The organism is Pantoea sp. Seng (assembly GCF_009829935.1).
In the GTDB taxonomy this organism is placed as follows: domain Bacteria; phylum Pseudomonadota; class Gammaproteobacteria; order Enterobacterales; family Enterobacteriaceae; genus Pantoea; species Pantoea communis.
Genome location: NZ_SZZV01000026.1, coordinates 1 through 14967 on the forward strand (window position 1 = coordinate 1; position 14967 = coordinate 14967).

Below are 14967 nucleotides of genomic sequence, written 5' to 3' on the forward strand. Positions count from 1 at the left end.
GGAATGGATGGAAGACTATAATAACTGGCATCCCCATAAAGGGCTGAAAATGCAGTCACCAAGGGAATACAGAAGTTCGCTGCTAGCTATAAATTAACCGTGTCCGTTTTAGCGGGGGCAACTCCAGGAGTCAGGAGTCAGGGATGTGAATACGGGCTAAAATGACTGTTAACATTCACTGTAATCAGTAACCCAATTTGCGTTTTCAGTTGTGATTCGTGGTTCGCGAATGCGGGTTTGTTGTGAGTGAGTGAGTGAGTGAGTGAGTGAGTGAAGCTAAATCATCGGTGGCTTATGGCTGCCTGTACGTGAGTGAAAACGGGTAGATGCTCAGCGTTGAGCCATTGCAAGTGCGGGATAGCGGGTAAGCTATAACTGGCGGGTCCTGACCGGTTCACCATGCTCTACTGGCGATATTGAAGATAAGCAATGGCCAGAGAATGAACGACTGAAGAGGCATGCCTGGTGGGGTATGACCGATGGCAAATGACCTATTAAAGAGAAGAGATAAGAGATAAGAGAGAAGAGAGAAGAGAGAAGAGCATTTTAGCTGCTCTTTCTGGTGAAGTGTCCGTTTTAACCGGTGGCTATTACATGCACCCATTGCCGGATCAACCAGAAACGGAATGTTTGTCTTTGTACTCCAACGTTCACTGTAATCAGCAAAACAGGTGAAGACCGTTTTTTCCTACCTCCCGAATCCCTGGTTGTAACATTCACTGTAATCAGTAATTGCTCCTCGCTGGCAAAGTTATTTACGTTCACTGTAATCAGTAAAGCGATCTTCTGAGGCCACAACGATAAGGTATAAAAATGTTTCGGTAGAGGGAAGGGCTGCAGAGCATTCACTGAAATCAGTGACAGCGTGACGCGCACGATTGAGGCCTTAAATCCAATCCCGACCGCACTGGCATAACGTTCACTGCAATCTGCAATAAAGGGAAAAATTCACTGTAATCAGTGAAGGTGACCAACCCTGTCACTTTTACTGTTTATTTGTACAGACAATAAGGTGATTACAGTGAATGAGTGCCAACAATTCAATATTACATAGAATATTCAAACATTTAAATTTAATCATTCACTATAATCTGTTTTCACTACATCACCACCATTCACTGTAATCAGCAACCAAATACGCTATGGCTGATGTTCACTGTAATCAGCATACCCGCTGCAAAAGAGGGCGCTCGAGTGTTGAAAACCCACCTAGTAAGTACTCACTATCACAATTTAACCCAATGATTCGTCAAATTTGATAACTCTGCAGGAGGAAGTAAGACTAACGTGTCGCTGAATACTGTTTACAGTGAACGTTACTGATTACAGTGAACGTTACTGATTACAGTGAATGAATGAAGGGATGCTGATTACAGTGAACAGTGCGGAGAAGAAGTGTGTCACTTTTGGCGATTAAGTGACACACTCAAGGGCAGGTAGCTGATTACAGTGAACGTGAAAAATCAGTCTTCAAACTCAATATCATCGAGGGAATCAATGCTCTCAAGATTGCTGATACCGTCCAGCTTCGGCGTTCTGCTATGGATAATAAAGAACACAGAACGTCCACGCTTCACCTCTGAATAGTCGAGGTAACCAATCTCCTTAAGCTGCTCCATCGCGCGTCGAACCACGTGGTTTTGCGTGGTCGTCTTAGAGCCTAAGTTTAAACGCATGCGCAGACGCGCCAGCGATATCGGTGCAGGATTGGTTGGCAAGCTTTCCAGGTAGGTATACAGCGCCTGAGCCGATTCCTTACGTTTGAGGCGTGAAATAGCACGCAGCTGCAGCAGGACTTTATGGTCAAAGTTATACAGCTCAAACAGTTTGGGATCGGCCTGAATGCGCACCAGATCCTTTTCACGATCGTAATACGCCGACTGCACAAGGTGGGTATGATACGCTTTGTCATTACCTTCAAAGGACAACGTATTGGTTGCGATGCGTCGTAATGAGGCATCTAAACGCTTACGTAAGGCCGCTGAAGAGTTTGCCGATGGGATCCCGCACATTTTCACGAAATCAATAAACGGCAGCGTCACGGTGTCGCCCTTTGAGGGATAACGCGAAAAAGACTGAATGATGCCAGCCCAGGTTTTGAAATCATTATCCATGTCCAGCCTTGCGCCAGTAATGGTAATCTTTTCATAGCCTTCCGCTTTAACTAACGAAAGGTTCTTGAGCTCTTTGGTGGCGTCCGTTGAAGCCATCGCGCCCGATTTCCCACGCGCAGTAGACTTTAGTGTCGGAACGAACAGACCCAGGCGCATCAACGCGACCGGTTGTACGGTGTTATTTTTATTAGGATGAAGCTGGATAACCTCACCGCTGTTTTTTGTCACCGACAGAAAAGGTTCTAGTAACGCTTTGTTTTCACTCTCTTTATCTGCCATAGCCTGAGATCTTCATTCTGTGGATGAAAAGGATCGATTTCTGATTACAGTGAACATTAACACTGTTTATAGTGAACATTCTACAGTCTATAGTGAATATTATGCTGATTGTAGTGAACGTTTTTCTGATTATAGTGAACGCGATCACCTTCTCAGGCCTTGTGGGGTGCGGCTTGCAGCGATCGGGGATCTCTTAGGATCTCTTTAAGATCTCTCTATGATCTTTCTTTAAGATCTATTCACTGTATAACTGCATAACCCTATGAAGAATCAGCTTCTAACATCAAAAACTGTCAGAATATGCAGGTCAGTAAGATTGATCCCACCAATGGCGAAAAAACATTAATTCTCTGTAAAGAAGATCCGCTTCTTTCATCAGAAGAGAACAACTTCCTCATTATTATTCATTTTTCATCAATCTTCACCGAGCGTAAGGTGAAACTCATATTCATCCCCTACAACTCATGACGAAGGCATCTTATGACTGACAACGTTATTTCACGTAACCCTACCACTGGCGAAATCATCGCATCCTATCCATTGCAGAATGCCGCTGAACTCGAAGCTGCGTTGCAGACCAGCGCGGATGCTTTTGCACAATGGCGAGCCACCAGCATGGCACAGCGTGTCATCGTGTTACGCCAGTTAGCAGAACAGATCCGCCAGCGTCAGGATCAACTCGCTACCATGGCAACCCTGGAGATGGGTAAACCCATTGCACAGGCTCGTGCTGAAGTCCTCAAATGTGCAAATCTCTGCGACTGGTATGCAGAACAGGGCCCAGCGATGCTGGCTGACAAGCCTACGCTGGTAGAAAATCAGCAAGCCTGGCAATCGTTTCGTCCATTAGGCGTGATTCTTGCGGTAATGCCGTGGAACTTTCCTTACTGGCAGGTGCTGCGCGGTGCAGTCAGCATGTTGCTGGCAGGCAACACGTATGTGCTCAAACACGCGCCAAGCGTAATGGGTGCAGCCAATCTGATGACAGAACTGTTTGACGCGACAGATCTGCCAAAAGGTGGCTTCACCGTGATTAACGTGGATAACGATGGCGTTTCGGCTGCAATTAAAGATCCGCGTATTGCGGCAGTTGCGGTGACAGGAAGTGTGCGGGCGGGCGGTGCTATTGCAGCACAAGCCGGTGCCGTATTGAAGAAAACGGTACTGGAGCTGGGTGGTGCAGATCCGTTTATCGTACTTGCCGATGCGGATCTGGATGCGGCAGTGGCTTCTGCGGTCACAGGACGCTACCAGAACACCGGACAGGTGTGCATGGCAGCCAAACGGTTCATCATTGAGGAAAGTGTCGCAGAAGCGTTTGAGGCGCGTTTTAGCGCGGCTGTGAAGGCATTGAAAATTGGCGATCCGCTGAATGAAGAAACTTATATCGGACCGATGGCGCGTTATGATCTGCGTGATGAGTTAGACCAGCAGGTAAAGCAGACCCTGAAACAAGGTGCGCGCCTGGTTATCGGTGGTCATAAGATCGATGGCGTTGGCAACTACTACGCACCAACGATCCTTGCTGATGTGACACCCGACATGATCGCCTTCCAGCAGGAGATCTTTGGCCCCGTGGCAGCGATTACAGTGGCACGCAATGCACAGCATGCTTTAGAGCTGGCGAATAACAGCGAATTTGGTTTGAGCGCTACCGTGTGGAGCGGTAATGAAGCGATAGCCAATGAGCTGGCAGAGAAACTGGAAACCGGCGCCGTGTTCATCAATGGCAACGGTGCTTCCGATCCCCGCGTGGCGATTGGTGGTGTGAAGAAGAGCGGCTATGGTCGTGAACTTTCCAGTTTTGGCGTTCACGAATTCTGTAATATCCAGACCATCTGGAAAAACCGTCGTTAGGACTTTTAGGGCGTGCACTGCACGCCCTTATTCCACGCTCTATCTCCTGCCTTACTGTTAATCCTCGGTTAAAATTGTTGTGGAGTAGCTCAAAGAATCCGCTAATGGTATTACAAAGGTATTGTTAGTGGTGTTAGATTGGCCTCACCTACACCGGGGAGTCCTATTTTAATGAAAACAACAATCCCAAAATTATCCTTCATGATGTTTCTCGAGTGGTTTATCTGGGGGGCATGGTTTGTGCCGCTCTGGGCTTTCCTCAGCAAAAACGGCTTTTCGCCGGTTGAGATTGCCTGGTGCTATGCCTGTACTTCGATTGCCGCTATCCTGTCGCCGATCCTCGTTGGATCGTTGGCAGACCGCTTCTTCCAGGCACAGAAAGTGTTGTCGCTGCTGATGATCGTCGGTTCCATTCTGATGTATTTCGCGGCCCAGCAGACGCACTTCAGTGGTTTCTTCCCACTGCTGCTGTTGTATGCGCTCACTTACATGCCGACCATTGCGCTGACTAACAGTATTGCTTTCTCGCATGTCAAAGATGTCGAACGCGATTATCCACGCGTGCGGGTCATGGGCACTTTAGGCTGGATTGCGTCAGGCATTGCCTGTGGTTTCCTGCCGCCGCTGATGGGCTATGGCGACATTTCAGCCAGTAATGTGCCGCTGCTGATCACTGCTGCCAGTTCACTGGTGTTGGGGATCTTTTCGCTGATGCTGCCGGCAACCGAGCCGAAAAGCACCGGCAAATTCAGCCTGCGTGTGGCACTGGGTCTGGATGCGCTGCATCTCCTGAAAGATCGCAGTTTCCTTGTGTTCTTCGTCTGCTCATTCCTGTTCAGCATGCCGCTGGCTTTTTACTACATCTTTGCCGAAGGCTACCTGACGGAGGTGGGCCTGCCGCACGCCACCGGTTGGATGACGCTGGGTCAGGTATCGGAGATCTTCTTCCTGCTGGCACTGCCGTTCTTTATCAAGCGCTTTGGCATTGGCAAAGTGTTGCTGCTTGGCTTAACCACCGCAGCGCTGCGCTACATATTCTTCGTGTTCGGCGGCGATCAAAATGCCCTGACGATTGGCCTGTTGTTTATGGGCATCCTGCTGCACGGCGTCAGCTATGACTTCTACTTCATCACGGCTTACATCTACGTTGATAAAAAAGCACCGGTCGCGATGCGCAACGCAGCACAGGGCCTGATCACGCTCGCATGCCAGGGGATTGGCAGCTTGCTGGGCTATCGTCTCGGCGGATATTTGATGCAAGAGATGTTCGCTTACGACCAGCCTCGCAATGGCCAAACGTTCAACTGGGCGGGCATGTGGATGTTTGGCAGCGTGATGATCATCATTATCACCATCGCCTTCATCGTGCTGTTCCGCGATGGCAAAAAACGCAGTGAAGAATTAACTGCTTTCGAGCAATCAGCCACCGCTGATAGCCATAAATAAGAGATGTAATGATGACAATGACACTCCAGGAAAAACGGATTTTGGGCGCTTTCTATGGTCAGGCGCTGGGCGATGCGATGGGCATGCCATCGGAATTGTGGCCGCGCAGTCGCGTTAAGCAGCATTTTGGCTGGATTGATGGTTTTCTGCCGGGGCCTGCTGAAAACAATGCCGCCTGTTATTTTGGCCGCGCGGCATTTACTGACGACACTTCGATGGCGCTGGCTTTGGCAGATGCGATAGTCACGCATGATGGCGATATCAACGCGGAGACCATTGGTGCCAATATCCTGCACTGGGCAGAGGAGTTTGATGCCTTCAACAAAAACGTATTGGGACCCACATCCAAAATAGCCCTGAATGCACTGAAAACGGGAACGCCAGTGGCGCAGCTGGAGAACAACGGCATGACCAATGGCGCGGCGATGCGCGTTTCACCGCTTGGTTGTCTGTTGCCAGCCAAAGATCTGGATGCCTTTATTGACGCTGTCGCACTGGCATCCAGTCCTACGCATAAATCTGATGTCGCCATCGCGGGGGCAACGGTGATTGCCTGGGCAGTGTCACGTGCCATTGACGGCGCAAGCTGGGCATACATCCGCGATGAGCTGCCTGCGATTGCGCGCGCTGCGCAGGAAAAACGCGTCACGACCTTTAGCGCGTCCATGGCCGCGCGTGTTGAGCTGGCGTTGAGCGTTGTGGCGCAGGGCAGAGGTGTGGAGTCAACGATGCAGCAGATTTATGATTTGGTGGGGACCGGGACGGCCACTATCGAATCGGTTCCAGCTGCTATTGCAATGGTTGAACTGGCCAACACCGATCCGAATCGCTGCGCTATTCTTTGTGCCAATCTGGGGGGCGATACCGATACCATCGGCGCGATGGCGGTGGCCATTTGCGGAGCGCTGCATGGCATTGATGGGATTGATTCACAGTTAAAAGCCGAACTGGATGCTGCCAACGCGCTGGATTTCACTCGCTATAGCAACGCATTCATGCGTTTCCGTCAGCAGCGTGAGGCCGTTTATGCTGACGCCTGATGACCTGAACCGGCTGGAAGGACGTCTGCCGGTGTGCGTGATTGGTGCCGCTGTGGTGGACGTGATTGCCGATGCCTATTCGTTACCGCATCGGGGAAGTGATATTGAACTCCACCAGCAGGGCGTCAACGTGGGCGGTTGTGCGTTGAATGTAGCGATCGCGTTGCATCGGTTGGGCATTCCATCCATCAACGCGCTGCCGCTGGGTAACGGCATTTGGGCCAGTATTGTGCGGCAGAAGCTGATGGAATATGGCCTTCAAAGCGTGCTGGAAACCAGTAAAGGAGACAATGGCTGGTGTCTGGCACTGGTGGAGCCGGATGGTGAGCGCACGTTTCTGTCGGTTAGCGGTGTCGAAAATCTGTGGGATGCTGAACTGCTGCGCACATTGCCACAACCCCCACACCGTTGGATCTACCTGTCTGGCTATCAACTGACCAGCAAAAGCGGCGATGTGCTGATCGACTGGCTCGAACAGCAGGCGCATAACTATCAATTGCTGGTGGATTTCGGTCCGCGTTTGGCTGACATCGGGGAGCGTCAATTTGCCCGTATTATGGCGCTAAAACCACTGATTACAGTGAACAGACAGGAAGCAGAGTTACTGTGGCTGGAGCGTTTGAACCAGCATCAAGCCTTTGATGCCCGTCAGTTAATGGCTCAATGGCAACAACACTTTGGCGCTGCGTTGGTGGTGCGTCTAGACAGTGATGGCGCAGGTTATATCGATGCAGAGTCGCAGGGTTGGATCCCTGCTCTGGCAACGCAAGTAGTCGATACGATTGGCGCCGGTGACAGCCATGCGGGGGGAGTGTTAGCCGGGCTCGCGTCAGGTTGGTCGCTGGCGGAAAGTGTGGCATTGGGTAATGCCGTGGCGTCTTATGTGGTGTCACAACGCGGTGGTGATTGTGCACCCGATCGCGCCACGCTGCAGAGCTATTGGCAGCAAAGACTTACTCAGCAATAAACACGTACATGTCGCTGCGGCAGTAGCTGATGCTGTACTCCAGAGGATTGCCTTGCGCGTCAAGTGCCAGCTGTTTAATCACTAACACAGGGACATTGGCGGGCAGGGCAATCTGCTGCTGGAGCGCTTCATCAGGCATGCGGGCACTCACTCTGCTTTGGGACTTAACCGGCAAAATCTGTTGCTTGTTAAAGTAATCATACAAAGAAATTCCAATGTCATCGGCATCTGCAATAAAGTGTGCCGGCACCCAGGATTCTTCAACTGACACCGCTTGCTGATCGACATAACGAATACGCTTCAGCAAGTAGACTTCGCTACCTTTGCTTAATCCCAGTTTTTCACCGATTTCCGCGCTGCACTGAATTTTGCTCTTATTAATCCACACCGTATCAGGCTTTTTACCGCGTAAAACCGCCTGCTGCGACAAACCTTTGGGCTCTTTCAGCGAATACTCAAACTGGCTGCAAATTTGTGTACCGTAACCGCGTGAACGAAACACCACCCCCTCTTTTTCCAGCTCATCCATCGCTTTACGCACCGTAATACGCGAGATGCTGAGCGACTGGCTGAATTCTCGCTCACCGGGCAGGATCTCTTCATGCACCAGGATGCCATCACGCACCGCCTCTTTGATGGCGGCGGCAAAGCGCTTGTACAACGGCGTACGGCTCTCTTCAGCCAGTGTGGTGGTAAGCCGCGAAAACAGCGGATTCTGTTCAGTCATAGCGGGCTGAGCACTCAATTGGGTTAGCCAGGGGTGAGATATGATACTGAATTTTCACCGTTCGCGTAGCGACTTTAACCACATGTTATTGCGGTTATTAGCGCTTAGATTCAACCAATCCTTTCGCTTGTAATTTGACCTAACCCGTAACGAAGACTATAGTCACGCTTACGGATATTTTAAGGCAAGGAGGGGTAAATGGGCATTTACCTGACGCCAGAATTTCAGGAAGAGAGATGTAATGCACGCATCAATGATAAAATTTTGTGTAAAGCTGCAAAGTCGATTTTTGCGGGATTACATGGAGACCCATTAGGACGTTACACGTTCAAAAAACGATTCGGGTTGCCTGGTGTGGGGGCATCTGACGGCGCGCGTAGCATTGTTTTCTTCAATTATGGCAACAACATTTATTTCTTTGATATGTTCTTGAAAAGTCAGCTATCAAAGAAGAAAGGCAAAGAACTTGAAGATGATGAAATTGATGCTTATTGCCGTATCGCTCGGGATTTTATTGCGATGTCAGATGAGAAGGTCCGGGAGTTGATTAAGTTAAAAGAACTAATCGAGGTAACTTGTGATGACTGAACGCTTAAAGAAAATCCACGATATGGCGCAGCGCTATAACCAATTGGGCGTTGTTCAGGGCGAGACGGTTGCGGAAATCAGTGCGGCGATCGAAGCTCGTAATATCCCTCCAGTACGCGCTATGTCTGGGATTGAGATTAAAGCGGTACGCTTAAGATGGAAGATGTCGCAGGCAGCATTGGCAATGACCACTGGCATGTCAGTTGAGAGTGTTTCAAAGTGGGAACGTAACGAGAGTAAACCCAATAAAGCGGCTTTGCGTATCCTCAACACCATTGAAGACAAAGGTCCAGCGGTTTTCATTCTATAAAACATAAAAGCCCTGTTGGGCTTTTATGCATCAAACAACCTATCACCGCTCATCAAACGGCACGCCGCCTTTAGATTTATGATGCTTAGGCGTTTCAATGATTGAGACCGTCACCGAATTGGCATCAATCTCAAACGAGTCCGCGACTGCGGCAGTCACCGCTTTCAGCAACTTCTTCTTCTGCTCAACCGTGCGGCCTTCCGCAGCATAGACAACGATTTCTGGCATTTCCGTTTCTCCTTGAGGGTTCAGATTCGGTTTCAGCATAACCCAGTCATGCCCGAGCATGCAGTGTCAATTTGTCATAAACACCCGCGCAAACCGTTTATCTCCGCAGGCGATCTGTGTTTAAATGTGTATTGTTATGTTATAACATAATTTCTCTGGGATTTTTGTAGCGGTATTTTTCGGAAACCATAATGAAATCAATGAAAAAATTGCTGATCGCCACGGCGCTCGGCCTGGCTTCGTGCGCCTCATTCGCGGCGCAGCATCAGGAAAACACGGTGCGCATTGCCGCTCCGTTTGAAATTAAAGGTGCCGATCCGGCGCTTTCCGGTGACATCCTTCTGCGCATGGATGTGGTGGAAACGCTGGTGGAAGTGAACCAACGCGGTGAACCGATCCCGGCTTTGGCGAAGAGTTGGCAGGTCTCGGAAGACGGTTTGCGCTGGCAATTACAGCTGCGCGATAACGTGCATTTCCATGATGGTTCGCCACTGGATGCGGCAGCGGTAGTGAAATCACTCAATACTGCGCGGAGTAAAGCGGGATTACTGGATAAAACACCGATCACTGAGATCAGCGGAGAAGGGCAGGTGGTGACCATCACGCTGCGCGAGCCTTTCACACCTCTGCTTTCCGTCCTGGCGGAAAGTCGCTCGCAAATTCTGGCGTTATCCAGCTGGGATGCACAGGGCAACATCACGCGCATCATCGGCTCCGGGCCGTTTATGCTGACCGCCTTTAAGCCGCCGCAGTCGTTAGCGGTAAAACGCTTTGAAGGTTACTGGGGAGAAAAACCATACATCGCCGCAGCCAGCTATCTCTCTTCTGGCCGGGCAGAGACCCGCGCGCTATTAGCAGAAAGCGGTGATGCGGATTATGTGTTCAATCTGGATGCCGCCAGCCGTCAGCGTCTGGCACACAAACCTGCGCTGCAACTTCCCGCAATCCCCGTGCCGCGCACGCTTATGCTGAAGCTCAATCTGGGCGATCCGCTGTTAGCGGAACAGCCGGTGCGTGAAGCGATCAGCATGGCCATTGATCGTAATGCGTTAGCGATGGCGGTGTTGCGCTATCCGGGTGCTGCCAGCCAGTTGTTCCCGCCGAACATGGGCGAGTGGCACAATGCGGCGCTGCCTCCACTCTCCTATCAGCCCGATTCGGCGGTCACGCTGTTGCAGAAAGCCGGCTGGCAACCGGGATCAGATGGTGTGCTGACCCGCAACGGCCAGCGATTCAGCCTGACGCTGCTGACCTTCCCGGATCGCCCTGAACTGCCGTTGATGGCGATGGTTATCCAGCAGCAACTGCGCAAAATCGGTATTGAAGTGAAGATCAACTCAACCAATGCCAGCGAAATTCCTGCCCAGCACCACAGCGGGAAACTGCAACTGGCGCTGTTCTCACGCAACTTTGCACTCACGCCCGATCCAACCGGCACCTTATTGCAGGATTATGCCGAGAAAGGTGGCGACTGGGGGGCGATGAACTGGCATCCGACAGGATTCAGTGGCGCACTGCATACCCTGACGCAATCCACCGATGCCTCCGCGCGTGCCAAAGCTCGAACACTCATCACTTCGGCACTGCAACAGGATCTCCCGATGATTCCAATCGCCTGGTATCAACAATCTGCAGCGATCAACAGTAAGTTGCAAAACGTCGCGCTCGATCCGTTTGAGCGTCACTTCGGCCTGCGCCAACTGCGTTGGGAGCCGTGATGATCAAACAACTTTGCTGGCGGCTGATGCAGGCATTTTTTGTCGTGCTCTCGGTGGGATTACTCACCTGGTTTTTGGTCCGGTCGCTGCCGGGCGATATGGCGTGGCGCATTGCCAGCGGTCGCTACGGCTATGATCGGGTTGATGCGGATGCCGTCGCGCGCGTGCAGCAGGAGTTAAGTGGGGCTGCTGAGCAAGGCAGTGCGTTACTGCACTGGTTGTTGGACCTGCTGCAATTTAACTTTGGCCGTTCACTGGTCTCCGGCGAACCGGTGATGGATGAATTGCGCTGGCAACTGAGTCAGACGCTGGCGTTAGCCGGTGTTTCATTGCTACTGGCAATCATTATCACGCTGCCGTTGGGTATCTGGGCCGGTTGCCATGCCAATGGCAAACTGGATCGGCTGCTGTTTTGGCTGACATCGATGCTTAAGTCTGTGCCGCATTTTGCACTGGGTATGCTGCTGATCGTGCTGTTCGCGCTGCAACTCGACTGGCTGCCGAGTGCGGGACACGGTGAGCTGCGTCATTTCCTGTTACCCGCTTTGACGCTGGCCTTGTCGCTAAGCGCGGTGGGCGTGCGTGTGGTGCGCGAAGCCACCTGGCAGGTAGTGAACGCGGGTTATTACCAATGGGGGGAGCAAAAAGGTCTGGCGACCGTCACTTTGCTGCGTTGTCATGGTTTACGCAATCTGGGAACACCGGTACTCACTTGGTTCGGCATGCAGTTTGTCTGGCTGGTGGAAGGCGTGGTGGTAGTGGAAACGTTGTTTGCCTGGCCGGGCATTGGGCATGCGTTGGTTCATGCCATTTTCGCCCGCGATGTGCCAGTAATTCAGGCCAGTGCCATGACGCTCGGCCTGCTGTTTGTCCTGCTAAATATGCTGGTAGATGCAGGTTGCCATCTGCTTGATCCGCGAGGGACGCGCCCATGAAATTAACTTCAAGTCATGTCGGTTTACTGCTGCTAGCTCTGCTACTGAGCTACGCCTTTTTACTGCCTCTGTTTCATCATGGTGATCCTCTGCAACAAGAACTGCTCAACATATTGCAGCCGCCCAGCCAGGCCAATCTGTTAGGTTTTGATCACCTGGGACGTGACATGCTGCCGCGCCTGAGTGCGGCGCTGCGCCTGTCACTGGGTCTGGCTGCACTGTGTGTGATCAGTGCGATGCTGGTCGGTGTGCTGGCTGGCGTACTCAGCGCGCTTTATGGTGGAGTGCTCGACCGTGTGGTCAGCATGCTGGGGGATATGTGCCTCGCGCTGCCCGGCCTGCTGCTGGTGCTGTTACTAGCGGCGATTGCTCCGGACTCACCGGAGATGCTGTGGTTAGGCATTTCGTTGGTGCTGTGGGTGGAATTCTTCCGTGTGACACGCGCCACCTTACGTCTGATTGTGCATTCGCCGGGTATGCAGGCGTCGAAACTGCTGGGTTTTAACGCGATCTACCGCTTTCACCGTCACCTTTGGCCGGCACTCGCACCTGTTTTGCTTACCGTTGCACTGTTCTCGTTTAGCAGCGCCATCATGGCGGTATCGGCACTGGGATTTATCAGCGTCGGTGTCCGTCCACCGACACCGGAATTGGGCTTGATGATGACCGAACTGCTGCCCTTTGCCTGGGAAGCGCCCTGGTTGCTGCTACAGCCTGTGGTCGCACTGTTTTTATTACTGATTAGCCTTAACCTGATGATGAAAAAGGAGCGTGCATGAAAGGATTACAGGCCATCGGCATAAACATCGCAACAGCAGAAGCCACGCTGGTGGAGCCGGTTGATTTCCACTTGCAACCTGGCCAACCGCTCACTTTATTGGGTGAGACTGGCTCCGGAAAAAGCCTGTTGGCGCAGGCGGTAATGGGAATTTTGCCGGAGACACTTCAGGCCAGCGGAACCCTGATCATCAACGGTCAACGCTATCAGTTACCGCAGGATCGTGATGCGTTACGCAGCTTGTGGGGAAGGACTATGGCCTCGCTGCCACAAGAACCCTGGCTGGCGCTCGATCCCACCATGGCGGTTCAGCAGCAGGTCGCGGAAGGCTATCGCTATATTCGAGGGCATTCCGCGCCGCGAAGCGTGGCGGCTGCGCAGGATGACCTTGCGCAACTGGGCTTACAGGCAGCGGCACAAAAATTCCCGTGGCAACTGTCCGGTGGCATGGCGCAGCGTGCGGCATTTGCGGCGGCGCGCGCGGGCGGTGCGGAGATTTTGATAGCAGATGAACCGACTAAGGGTTTGGATGTGTCGCGACGCGATGACGTTGCTACTTTGCTGGGTCGTGAAGTGGCTGAAGGTGGGACTTTAATGACCATCACGCACGATATTGCGCTGGCGCGTCAGTTGGGCGGAGACGTTATCGTCATGCATAAGGGCAAAGTGATCGAGCAAGGCGCAGCGCAGCAAGTGTTATACACCCCGCAGCAGCGCTATACCCGCGAGTTGCTGGCCGCCGATCCCGTTGCCTGGCCGCAACGGCAAAGCACGGTGATCCGCAGCAAACCCGTGGTAAGTGCGCAAGGATTAAAACTGCAGCGCGGCGGAAATACGTTGGGTGTACCAGAAAATTTCACCCTGCATGCTGGGGAAATTGTCGGCTTACATGGGGCCAGCGGCAGTGGAAAAAGCAGCTTTGGCGACGTATTGCTGGGATTACTCGCGCCACAGCAGGGCAGCATTACACGTCACGTCGCGGCGAGCGCGCTGAAGTATCAGAAGATCTATCAGGATCCCTCGGCATTGTTTCCCCCCACGCGCACACTGTCACAAAGCCTGGAGGATGTGCTGCGTTGTCATCGCATTGAACGGTCAAAACGCGACTCGCTAATGGAGCAATTAGCCTTAGATCCTTCATTACTCACGCGCTGCCCGGATTCCCTCTCGGGCGGCGAGTTACAGCGCTTCTCTCTGTTACGCGTCATGCTGCTTGAGCCGGTTTTCCTGTTCGCCGATGAGCCCACATCGCGGCTCGACCCGCTGGTACAGCAGCAAACCCTGCAGCTGATAACGCAGATGGCGCGTCAGCTGCAGTGCGGCGTGCTGCTGGTGAGCCACGATCGCGAACTGCTGGAGAAGGGGACAGATCGCGTGATTGCGATGCAGGCGGCTTAACGTTCTGGCGGCTGGCTATCACCGACACCAAGTGAGCGCTGCATCACGACGGTGTCGAGCCAGCGGCCATGTTTGAATCCCACCGATTTCATTACACCGGTGTGCTCGAAGCCGAGCGCCCGGTGTAATCCCAGCGAACCCTGATTGGCGCTATCTCCCACGATGGCGATGATCTGGCGAAAGCCTGCTGCTTCTGCCAGCGCAATCGCTTTTTGCAATAACGCCCGCCCGACGCCACGCCCGGTCTGTTCATGATCGAGATAAATCGAATCTTCCAGCGTGAAGCGATAGGCATAGCGCGGTCGATAAGGTGCCAGATAACAATAACCCAATACCTGTTCATCCTCTTGCGCCACCAGCCAGAAGCCTCCGCGCTGCTGCACATCTTTGACGCGGTTGAGCATTTCGCTTTCGCTGGGCGGTTCGGTTTCAAAGGTGGCGGTGCCGTGGAGGACGTGCCACGCATAGATTTTCTGAATGGCAGCGGCGTGATGGGGTCGGGCGGGAATAATATCCATATGTTCCTGATAATCGGCTAGCGAAAAACACAGGATGCCACTGTGTCACGCGCCAATCATCGGG

14 protein-coding genes are annotated in these 14967 nt (G+C 52.4%); 10 read left to right on the forward strand and 4 right to left on the reverse strand.

The window, feature by feature from the left end; all coding sequences use genetic code 11:
* Positions 1–1463: 1463 nt before the first annotated feature.
* On the reverse strand, positions 1464–2393 hold the full coding sequence (locus FD737_RS21210) for a RepB family plasmid replication initiator protein (protein ID WP_160834519.1): 930 nt from the start codon (positions 2391–2393) through the stop codon (positions 1464–1466).
* 480 nt (positions 2394–2873) lie between these two features.
* Between FD737_RS21210 and FD737_RS21215 the strand changes: the two genes are divergently transcribed.
* The 4 genes from FD737_RS21215 to FD737_RS21230 all read left to right on the forward strand — a co-directional run bounded on the left by FD737_RS21215 (position 2874) and on the right by FD737_RS21230 (position 7703).
* Entirely contained in the window at positions 2874–4250 is a 1377-nt protein-coding gene (locus FD737_RS21215; RefSeq protein ID WP_160834520.1) for an aldehyde dehydrogenase family protein, read from the forward strand.
* A gap of 171 nt (positions 4251–4421) precedes the next feature.
* The gene (locus FD737_RS21220; RefSeq protein ID WP_097117635.1) at positions 4422–5696 is read left to right on the forward strand and encodes a nucleoside permease; all 1275 of its coding nucleotides are present in this window, start codon (positions 4422–4424) and stop codon (positions 5694–5696) included.
* An 11-nt stretch (positions 5697–5707) separates the two neighbouring features.
* Positions 5708–6736, forward strand: a complete 1029-nt coding sequence (locus FD737_RS21225) for an ADP-ribosylglycohydrolase family protein (protein ID WP_160834521.1) — start codon at positions 5708–5710, stop codon at positions 6734–6736.
* The gene (locus tag FD737_RS21230) at positions 6723–7703 is read left to right on the forward strand and encodes a PfkB family carbohydrate kinase (protein ID WP_160834522.1); all 981 of its coding nucleotides are present in this window, start codon (positions 6723–6725) and stop codon (positions 7701–7703) included. The genes FD737_RS21225 and FD737_RS21230 overlap by 14 nt, the downstream gene beginning before the upstream one ends.
* Here FD737_RS21230 and FD737_RS21235 read toward each other — a convergent pair.
* Complete coding sequence (locus FD737_RS21235; protein ID WP_160834523.1) at positions 7690–8430, reverse strand: GntR family transcriptional regulator; 741 nt, start codon at positions 8428–8430, stop codon at positions 7690–7692. The two genes, FD737_RS21230 and FD737_RS21235, sit on opposite strands and share 14 nt — an antisense overlap.
* 198 nt (positions 8431–8628) lie before the next feature.
* Here FD737_RS21235 and FD737_RS21240 point away from each other — a divergent pair, with 198 nt between their 5' ends.
* The gene (locus tag FD737_RS21240; RefSeq protein ID WP_160834524.1) at positions 8629–9018 is read left to right on the forward strand and encodes a type II toxin-antitoxin system RelE/ParE family toxin; all 390 of its coding nucleotides are present in this window, start codon (positions 8629–8631) and stop codon (positions 9016–9018) included.
* Positions 9011–9328 (forward strand): DNA-binding transcriptional regulator, encoded by a 318-nt coding sequence (locus FD737_RS21245; RefSeq protein ID WP_097117631.1) that lies wholly within the window; start codon positions 9011–9013, stop codon positions 9326–9328. The genes FD737_RS21240 and FD737_RS21245 overlap by 8 nt, the downstream gene beginning before the upstream one ends.
* Before the next feature lie 42 nt (positions 9329–9370).
* On the opposite strand, the gene FD737_RS21250 is transcribed toward FD737_RS21245, so the two are convergent.
* Positions 9371–9556, reverse strand: a complete 186-nt coding sequence (locus FD737_RS21250) for a tautomerase family protein (protein ID WP_034822328.1) — start codon at positions 9554–9556, stop codon at positions 9371–9373.
* 191 nt (positions 9557–9747) lie between these two features.
* Between FD737_RS21250 and FD737_RS21255 the strand changes: the two genes are divergently transcribed.
* The 4 genes from FD737_RS21255 to FD737_RS21270 are packed head-to-tail and all read left to right on the forward strand — an operon-like array spanning position 9748 to position 14385.
* Positions 9748–11274 carry an ABC transporter substrate-binding protein gene (locus tag FD737_RS21255; RefSeq protein ID WP_160834525.1) on the forward strand — a complete coding sequence of 509 codons (1527 nt, stop codon included), beginning with the start codon at positions 9748–9750 and terminating at the stop codon, positions 11272–11274.
* Complete coding sequence (locus tag FD737_RS21260; RefSeq protein WP_160834526.1) at positions 11274–12209, forward strand: ABC transporter permease; 936 nt, start codon at positions 11274–11276, stop codon at positions 12207–12209. The genes FD737_RS21255 and FD737_RS21260 overlap by 1 nt, the downstream gene beginning before the upstream one ends.
* Entirely contained in the window at positions 12206–12988 is a 783-nt protein-coding gene (locus tag FD737_RS21265) for an ABC transporter permease (protein WP_160834527.1), read from the forward strand. The genes FD737_RS21260 and FD737_RS21265 overlap by 4 nt, the downstream gene beginning before the upstream one ends.
* Complete coding sequence (locus FD737_RS21270) at positions 12985–14385, forward strand: ABC transporter ATP-binding protein (protein ID WP_160834528.1); 1401 nt, start codon at positions 12985–12987, stop codon at positions 14383–14385. The genes FD737_RS21265 and FD737_RS21270 overlap by 4 nt, the downstream gene beginning before the upstream one ends.
* On the opposite strand, the gene FD737_RS21275 is transcribed toward FD737_RS21270, so the two are convergent.
* Entirely contained in the window at positions 14382–14903 is a 522-nt protein-coding gene (locus FD737_RS21275) for a GNAT family N-acetyltransferase (protein ID WP_160834529.1), read from the reverse strand. The two genes, FD737_RS21270 and FD737_RS21275, sit on opposite strands and share 4 nt — an antisense overlap.
* Positions 14904–14967: the final 64 nt, after the last annotated feature.